The organism is Thalassotalea sp. ND16A (assembly GCF_000764205.1).
Lineage (GTDB): Bacteria > Pseudomonadota > Gammaproteobacteria > Enterobacterales > Alteromonadaceae > Thalassotalea_A.
Map to the genome: position 1 here is coordinate 1 of NZ_JQDZ01000032.1, position 546 is coordinate 546.

Below are 546 nucleotides of genomic sequence, written 5' to 3' on the forward strand. Positions count from 1 at the left end.
TTCTTTCTTAAAAAAGTTTGAAAATACCTTCATAGCGTTTGAGGTTTAGTTTTTTTGTTTTGTGGTGAAATTAATTTAACTAAATTTCAAACGCTTACACAAATATTTGTGGGGATACTTCAGGTTTTAACCTCGCAGGTTGGCGGGGGTTTAGCTTTGCGTAATTTAAAAAAATAGGGTTCTTGCTAGTTAGCGAATAATTGCCTAAACCTGATCATGAGGTGGTGATTATGAAAACTTTAGTCTTCGATTTAGTGAGTATAGGCGAGGCCGCAAAGCATTATGGTGTTTCAGTCGAAACTATGAGGCGCTGGGATCGCAATAGCAAACTGAATTCACATAGCCGAACGTTAGGCAAGCGTTCACATCAAAATAAGACATTGAAAAAAGTCGCTTGATCACTGTATAAAACAACAGTGCACTATCAAGCATGAAGATAGCCTTTAAAACTCAATTACTGGCGAATAATAAACACGCTAGCCATTTGGCGAGAGCGTGTGGTGTTGCCCGTTTTTCGTGGAATTGGGGATTGGCCAAGTGGCACGA

Annotated in this window: 2 protein-coding genes; both read left to right on the forward strand. The window is 39.2% G+C overall.

The annotated features are described in order from the left end of the window. Positions 1-230 precede the first annotated feature (230 nt). Positions 231-398, forward strand: coding sequence for a MerR family DNA-binding transcriptional regulator (locus tag ND16A_RS20985; protein WP_152593819.1), 168 nt, complete (start codon positions 231-233; stop codon positions 396-398). A gap of 32 nt (positions 399-430) precedes the next feature. Next, on the forward strand, positions 431-546 hold a 116-nt coding region (locus tag ND16A_RS21985; protein ID WP_152593820.1), incomplete at its 3' end, for a helix-turn-helix domain-containing protein.

Coding starts and splice junctions, on each gene's coding strand:
- ND16A_RS20985 (WP_152593819.1), top strand. CDS start 231: ATGAAAACTTTAGTCTTCGATTTAGTGAGTATAGGCGAGGCCGCAAAG.